6 protein-coding genes are annotated in these 7,997 nt (G+C 68.4%); all 6 read right to left on the reverse strand.

Features of this window, described 5'->3' with window-relative positions; all coding sequences use genetic code 11:
• Window positions 1–208 precede the first annotated feature (208 nt).
• Window positions 209–2,059, reverse strand: coding sequence for a hypothetical protein (locus RYN42_RS08140; RefSeq protein WP_315095263.1), 1,851 nt, complete (start codon window positions 2,057–2,059; stop codon window positions 209–211).
• A 47-nt stretch (window positions 2,060–2,106) separates the two neighbouring features.
• A complete protein-coding gene (locus tag RYN42_RS08145; RefSeq protein WP_315095264.1) occupies window positions 2,107–2,865 on the reverse strand; it encodes a prepilin-type N-terminal cleavage/methylation domain-containing protein in 759 nt (252 codons plus the stop codon).
• On the reverse strand, window positions 2,862–4,790 hold the full coding sequence (locus tag RYN42_RS08150; RefSeq protein WP_315095265.1) for a type II secretion system protein: 1,929 nt from the start codon (window positions 4,788–4,790) through the stop codon (window positions 2,862–2,864). The genes RYN42_RS08145 and RYN42_RS08150 overlap by 4 nt, the downstream gene beginning before the upstream one ends.
• Window positions 4,791–4,932: 142 nt before the next feature.
• Entirely contained in the window at window positions 4,933–5,358 is a 426-nt protein-coding gene (locus RYN42_RS08155) for a prepilin-type N-terminal cleavage/methylation domain-containing protein (RefSeq protein WP_315095266.1), read from the reverse strand.
• Between the two features lie 153 nt (window positions 5,359–5,511).
• Window positions 5,512–6,744, reverse strand: coding sequence for a type II secretion system F family protein (locus RYN42_RS08160; RefSeq protein WP_315095267.1), 1,233 nt, complete (start codon window positions 6,742–6,744; stop codon window positions 5,512–5,514).
• Window positions 6,744–7,997 (reverse strand): type IV pilus twitching motility protein PilT (locus RYN42_RS08165; protein ID WP_315095268.1); only part of this gene is annotated, 1,254 nt, incomplete at its 5' end. The genes RYN42_RS08160 and RYN42_RS08165, both read right to left, overlap by 1 nt.

Here is a 7,997-nt window from a genome sequence, read left to right on the forward strand (position 1 = left end):
CGGTTCCCCGTCCCCATTTGTCCTTGAGAGCGCTACCACGGTGGTGCGTGATCTCTCAACGGCAGTTCGAGGGTCGACCATGAGCGAGGCCCACGGAGTGTGGGCGGAATCTCATCAAACTTTCATCAAGCTGCCGGACGTTGCTCACAAGGCGGGGCGAATGCGCCACGGTCGCCGCCCCCGCCGAGGAGCGGCGACCGTGCCGCCGTCAGGACTTGATGTCGGCGGGCGTGTTGACCTCGCCGAAGTAGCGCTGCGACCACTGCGCGTTGACCCACCGCGGGAAGTACGGCGGCGCGCTGTACTTGAGCCGGGTGTCGTAGACGTACTTCTTGGTGTAGCCGGTGATGCCCGAGCCGCCGCTCTGGCCGACGATCCCGCGCCAGCGCTGGGCGATCGAACCGTCGACCCGCAGCAGGCCGGCGGCCGTGCCCTTGTCGTAGCGCTGCACGTAGAACGAGTGCTGCAGCGTCTGGATGGAGCCCATGATCTCGATGCCGGTGAAGGCGGTCATCCCCGCCGGAGGCGTGACGTCCACGGGCCAGCCCGCGACCGCACCCGTCTCCGACCCGGGATCGGTCCCCCAGTTGCAGCTGGAGCTCGGGCACCCCGAGCTGGGGCCGGAGACCTTGGCCATCCACGGGTGGAAGACCTCGACCGAGTTCGTCGCGACGACACCGACCATGTCGGCGCCGGTCAGCCCGCCCGCCAGCATGATGTCGCCCGTGAGGATGACCGACTGCGTCGCGGCGAGGGTCACCCGCCCCTTCACGGTCCCCTGCACGTAGAGGTTGCCCTCCTGGCAGTACTTCGTGGCTTCCTTCATCGTCATGTCGTAGGTGTAGCTCGCGTTGTTGGCCGCCGGCTTGGCCGCGGCGAGCGCCTTCGTGTAGGTGCCGAGCGGCAGCGCCGAGGTCCCCGGACCACCGATCTGGCCGGCGTCGCAGCGGGCGTAGGTGACGCCGGTGTTGGCCGGGGAGACCTGGACGACCATGTTGTCCGGCACGGCCACGGTCGCACCCGCGGCCGAGTTCAGGGCCGATGTGCTCCCGCAGTCGGGTGCGGCGCCGCTGGGGGGCGGCCCGATGGCGATGGGGTTGCTGCCGCCGTTGACCGCCTTGTTCCAGACCCGCATCGTGCCCGCGGCGTCGAAGATGATCCGCGTCGACCCAAAGTAGTGGCACCCGGGGTAGCCGGTGAACGCCGCCGAGTTGTCGTCCAGGTAGAGCGCCTTGGAGTACGCCGGCTGGACCCCGTTGAAGTCCGCCGTGCTGTAGCTGGCGCCGGTCTTGCGGAGGCACTTCTTCCACGTGGACGTCACACCGGTCACGTCGCGGCACTCGGGGTTGGCCGAGAGGAACCCGTCGGTGAACGTCGGGTCGTTGGCGAGCACGGAGTCGTTCGAGAACACCGCACCCTCGAGCTCGTCGCCGTCGATGAACGTGATCTCGTTGCAGTTCTTGCCCTGGCGGCCCTCCCACCAGTACAGGGCGGGGTCATACCCGCCGAGACCGCAGGCGGCCTTCTCCGTCGCGGTGAGGGCGGCGATCTTCGCCGGTGTGTAGGACTGCACGTTGGAGGGGTCCGCAGACTCGAAGTCGGTGTAGTAGACGTAGTCGGTGGACCCGCCCTTGCCGACGGCGGCCTCGACCGTGCGGTACTCGCCGTTCACGCGTCCGGTGGACCGCACCGTGATCGTGCCCTCGGTCTGGGCTCGCGACGCGTCGATCGAGTAGTGGAAGAAGGCGTCCTTCTCCGCTGTCTTTCCGGGGTAGACGGGAAGCCACCCCTCGGGAGTGCCGGCGCCCCAGCCACAGGTGTTGGCGGCGACCAGGGGACCCTTCAGTGCGTCGTTGGTGCAGTCGACGTCCAGGAAGTACCCGTCGTCGCGGTTGAGCCGCGAGATGAAGTCGTCGATCCCGGACTGGGCGGCGGACATGGTGCTCGAGTAGTCCTGGTCGTAGCGCGCGAACTTCTGGCTCGAGACGGTGAACGCCAGTGCGGTCATCGCGAGCATCGCGAGCACGAGCATCGACCCGATCACGAGGAGCAGAGCCATGCCGGCCTCATCGTCGGCGGTTGCTCGCGGGCGTCGGAACCTGGTCATCAGTCCTCCTCCTCCTGGCGGAGGACGGCCTGCGCGTTGGGCAGCGTCACCCGCTGGATGTACGTCGTCGGGTCGACCTTCGTCGCGTCCTGCGCCTGGACCGAGACGACGAGCTCCACGGCGAGCACCTTCTTGAGCTCCGCCGCCGTGAGCGTGCCGTTGGTCGGGGGGGTCAGCTGCGCGCCGGTCCGGTCGTAGTAGGCGAAGATCGGGCCCGTGTCCGACTGGACGCCCCGGGCGAGCACGCGCGTGCTGAGCCGGTTCCGGCAGGCGGTCGGCGAGCCGGACGCCTCCGCGTCGCAGTAGGCGTACCCGGTGGCCGACGGGATGTTCGAGTCCGGCACCTGGACCTTCTCGACCAGCGTGCCGGCGTCGGCCCCCGTGGTGGTGAGCGTGTAGGTGACGCGGCTCGGACCGACCGTGTTCCCCGGGTTGTTGATGTTCGCGTAGAACTGCACGCTGAAGCCCTTGCCGATGACGAAGGCGTCCTCGGTGCACAGCGTGCAGGTGCTGGTCAGCTGGTTCGGCATGACCGCGGTGCGCAGCGTCTTGGTCATGGTCGAGACGACGACGCGCGCCGAGTCGACCTGGTTCTGCCGCGAGATCGACTGGGCGTTGGTCCGCGTGAAGCCGATCGTCAGCGTGCCGACCGCGGCCAGCAGGATCGAGAACACGAGCATCGAGACCAGCAGCTCGGTCAGGGTGGTGCCCTGCTCGTCGCGTCGTGCCGGGACCGCCCGGCGCAGGTGGGCGATCACGGCCCGACCGACGACGAACCGAGGGACTTCGAGAGAGTCGTGGTCGCCGGGCCCACCACATAGGTTCCCGCATCCGTGCACCTGTTGCCCGTGCCGGTCGTCTCCTTGTTCCACAGGTATGCGTAGTAGGTCGTGGTGCCGGTGACCGGCCGCGGGACCCCACCTGGGATCGTGAGCGTCTGCACGGTCGAGGACGACTTCGATCCCGACTGGTACCTGGTCCCGGCAGTGGTCGCGGTCGACGACGTGCACGTGCTCACGGTGGCCGTGCTGAGCAGCAGCCACCGGTTGGTGGTGCCCACGCTCGTCATCGTGATCGCCGAATACAGCGTCGGCGGCGGGGTCGCCCCCCACGTCTTGGACGTCGCCGTCCCGTACGGAGCCGAGAACGCGCTGATCAGGTCTGGGTAGCTCACGCACGTCCCGTTCCAGGGCCCGCTCGTCTGCCAGACCCACCAGCTGCCCGCCGGGATGGCGACCGGTGCCGTCCGCGCGCCGTCGATGTTCACCGCGATGGCACCTACGGGGGCCGTCGTCGGGCACGTGGTCAGCGTCGCGAGGCCGGACTTCTGCTTCTCGGCGATCCACACGGTGCCGCTGGCCAGACCCTGGATGCGGATCGTCGTGGTCGCCCAGACGATGTCCTCGTTCTCCCCGCCGCCGAGGGCGACGTTGACCGGTCCCGGCGAGCAGGCGAACGTGCTGCCGACCGCGTAGAAGTCGTAGGCGGCGGGCATGAGCAGGAAGCTCGCACCCGCGCCGGAGACCGGCTCGGAGGTCCCGGTCGTGCAGGTGGTGGGGGTGCCGGCGGGAACGGCGATCACGTTCGTCGTGCCGGCCGGCAGCCCGGTGGCGAGGACGGCGGCCATGTCCAGCGGGACGTCGATCGTGATGTGGCCGCCCGGGGGCAGCTCGTGCACGTCGTAGCCGCCGGTCGGCGGGACGTTGCCGAAGTACGCGCCGTAGCCCGTCGGCCACAGGTTGGCGAAGGTGGTGAGCACCCCGGTGGCGATCCGCGGGCTCTCCCCCGACGCACCGGAGAACTGGGACGCGACGAGGGTCACGGTGGACCCGCTCGCCTGGGCGTCCGTCAGCGGGACGCCGTCGGAACGGACGATCTTGACCGTGACGCTGGCGGCCTTGGCCACGCTGAAGCTGGCGCCGGCGTAGATCTGGCCCTGCAGGATGACGCCCGAGTTCTTGCTGGGGTTCGGCGTCCCGGACAGGTCCACGTAGCTGCTGTCGGCCACCGTGATGGTGTACGCCGTGCCGGCGACCGCGGGGCTGACCCGGATCACCGCACAGCCGGACGCGTCGGTGTAGCCGATGGTCGTCGCGCCGCCGGTCGCCGTGACAGGGATCCCGGTCAAGGGGTCGGCGTTCTGGTCGCGCACCTTGGCGGCGATGAAGGAGTCGGTGCTGTCGACGCCCGTCTCCTTGTCCGGAGCCAGAGCGGCGGTGCTCACCACGGGCTGGACGTTGCCCATGTCCGGCCACGTCACGGAGACCGTCACGCCGAGGGTCGGGTACGCGACGAGCGACCCACCCTCACAGGCGGACGCCCCGGTGCCGGCGATGTTCCACTGGGCGGTGCGCACGATGGTGTACTCGCGGCCGTCGATCGTCAGCGGCTGGCCGGCGGTGCCCCCCGACAGCGGGTGCGGGTTGACGACGTAGCCGGCGGCCGCCAGGTTCACGGGCCCTGTCTTGGTGGCGGCGAACTCCTCGCGCACCAGGTCGATCTCCCGTGCGGCCAGGTTGGCGGCGGCGATCCGGCTGCGGTTCGCCACGCCCTGCGACTGGGCGTTCATGATCACGCCGATGACGGCCATGGCCATCGTGCCGAGCACCACCATCGCGACGACCAGCTCGATGAGCGAGAACCCCTGGTCGGCGCCTCGGGCGCCGCGCGGGCTACCTACCACGGTGTACACCTCTGCCTGTCAGGGGACGCTGGGGACGGGTGCGGATGACCCGGACGAATCGATGGTCGGACGGACCGAAGAAGCCCCGGTGGGTAACGAGAGCGCTGCTCGCGTCGCCCACCGGGGCATCAGGTACTTCGGATCAGCAGGTGCCTTCCTCGAGCCCACCGGCAGCCGAGTACTTGTAGCCCACGACGGCCTTGTCGCCCTTGGGGTTCGTGACCCCGACGCACCAGGCCTGGTCGTCGGCGAGGGCGGCCGTGCCACCGATCGCGACGTTCTTGGACGCGTTCCCGACCGGCAGGCCGTTGACCTGGAGCTTGCCGCCCGCGATGCCGACGGTGACGGCGGTGGTGCCGTCCCAGTCGACGAAGTAGGTGGCGACCTCCTTGCCGAGGGTGGAGACGTCCGCCTTGGCAGCGGAGTCCTCGGCCTTCTTGCGCTGGTTCAGGAACACCGGGATCGCGATGGCCGCGAGGATGCCGATGATGATCATGACGACGAGGAGCTCGATAAGGGTGAAGCCCTTGTCCTTCTCCTCGACGGACTTGCGGATACGAGCGATCATGATGAGCTCCCTTGAGGTCACGACGTGGGGTCGGTGTCACATTTCAGTCCGGCAGAGCCGGTTCGGTCCTACAGCCGATGCATCGTCCTGGACCGGTCGCACCTTGAGCAGAATGTGCAGGAGATCTCGGATTCACTCGCTCGGAGCAGTAGGTCACTCAATGAGCGCGAAAACGCCGAAGATGGGCATGTACATGGCAATGACCATGGAGCCAACGATGGCGCCGATGACGACGATCATGAGGGGCTCGATGAGGCTCGTGAGCTGCTCGGTGGTGGACTCGACCTCCTGGTCGTAGAAGTCCGCGACCTTGGCGAGCATCGTGTCCAGCGCACCCGTGTCCTCACCGACGGCCATCATCTGGACGACCATCGGGGGAAACACGGGATGCTGCGACAACGGTCCTGACAGGGACTCTCCTCGTCGGACAGACTCCTGTACAGCCTTGGCGGCGCGCTCGATCACCAGGTTGCCGCTGGTCTCCCCGACGATGTCGAGGGCCTGCAGCAGCGGGACGCCGGCGTGGATCATGGTGCCGAAGTTGCGCGTGAACCGGGAGATTGCGATCTTCCGGAACAACTGCCCAAAGACAGGCATCTTGAGCTTCCACGGGTCGATCCGCTCGCGGATTCCCCGGTCGTTCTTGTGCTTTCCCCACCACACGGAGAAGACCACGAGCGCGATGATCAGCGGAATGATGGCGACCTTGAGGCCCTGCGACATCCACATGAGGATCTGCGTGGGCAGCGGGAGCTTTCCGCCCAGGCTCGAGAACATCCCCGCGAAGACCGGGACGATGAAGAGCAGCATGCCTGTGGTGGCCAGGATCGCGATGACGAACACGACGACCGGGTAGGTCATGGCGGACTTGATCTTTCCGCGCAGCTTGACCTCGGACTCGAAGTTGTTCGCCACCGAGACGAGCGTCTGGTCGAGGAAGCCGCCGACCTCGCCGGCCTTGACCATGTTGATCATCAGCGGCGGGAACACGTCCGTGTGCTTGGCCAGGGCGGTCGAGAACGCCGTGCCGACCTCGACGTCGTTGCGCACCTGCGCGATGACCTTGGCCAACGGCTTGGACTCCGTCTGCTCGGCCAGGATCGTCAGGGAGCGCAGCAGCGAGAGTCCCGAGTCGATCATCGTGGCCAGCTGGCGGGACATGATCGCCAGGTCCTTGAGCGAGATCTTGTTCCCGCCGAACCCGGGGATGCTGATCTCGGCGTTGAGCCCGACGGTGTTGACCTCGGAGATCGAGACGGCCGCGAGGCCCATCTCCCGCAGCCGGTTGGCCACCGCCGCCTGGTTGGTCGCCTCCACGCGACCCTTGACGATCTTGCCGCCCTTGTCCCGGACGGCGTACTCGAAGGTCTTCGTCGCGCCGGCCATCAGAGGGCCTGGCTTCCGAAGGAGGAGCCGCCCATGCTCGCCTGGTCACCCAGACCAGCAGCGCCCTGCGACCCGCCGGAGAACCGGCCGGTCAGGCGGTTGTAGTCCTCCACGTGGTGGCACTTCTCCAGGCCGGTCTCGTAGGAGATCTTGCCGGTCTTCACCAGCTCGGCCAGGTGCTGGTCCATGGTGTGCATCCCCTGCTTGGCGCCGGCCTGCATCGCGGAGTAGATCTGGTGGGTCTTCCCCTCGCGGATGAGGTTGCGGATGGCGGGTGTCGCGACGAGCACCTCGGTGGCCACGGCACGGCCGGGCGAGTCGGAGCGCTTGGCCAGGGTCTGGCAGACGACCCCCTGGATGGCGCCGGCCAGCTGGGTGCGGACCTGCGACTGCTGGTGCGCGGGGAACACGTCGATCACGCGGTCGATGGTCTGCGCGGCGTCCGACGTGTGCAGGGTGGCGAAGACCAGGTGACCGGTCTCGGCGGCCGTCAGGGCCACGGAGATCGTCTCGAGGTCGCGCATCTCGCCGACCAGGATGATGTCCGGGTCCTGGCGCAGCACGTGCTTGAGGGCGTTGGCGAAGGAGTGCGTGTCCTGGCCGACCTCGCGCTGGTTGACCACGCACTTCTTGTGCCGGTGCAGGAACTCGATCGGGTCCTCGACGGTCATGATGTGGTCCTCGCGCGTCCGGTTGGCGAGGTCGACGATCGAGGCGAGCGTCGTCGACTTGCCGGAACCGGTGGGGCCGGTCACCAGCACGAGCCCGCGCGGCATGCCGGCGAACGTGCCGACGACGGCGGGGATCCCGAGCGCCTCGAGCGGCTTGATCTCGTAGGGGATCACGCGGAACGCGGCGCCGATCGACTCCCGCTGCTGGTAGATGTTCACGCGGAAGCGCGCGAGCCCACGGACCGAGTACGAGAGGTCGAGCTCGAGGTTGGCCTCGAACTTCTCGCGCTGCTTCTGCGTCAGGAACGAGTAGAGCGTCCGCTTCAGCCCCTCGGGCATGACCTGCCCGAAGCCGTCGAGCGGCTTGAGCGAGCCGTTGATGCGGACCATGGGCGTCGTACCCGTGGTGAGGTGCACGTCGGACGCGCCGAGCCGGACCATCTCGGTGAGGATCTCGTCGATCGGGAGGTCGCCCTCCTGCTGCTCCTGCCCCATGGGGCGTCGCTGGCCGCGGTCCCGTGCGGGCGCCGGCTCGGGCCGCGCCGGCGGCTCGGCGGGCTGCTGGGGCGCGGGGACGTGCCC

Source organism: uncultured Cellulomonas sp. (assembly GCF_963527515.1).
GTDB lineage: Bacteria > Actinomycetota > Actinomycetes > Actinomycetales > Cellulomonadaceae > Cellulomonas.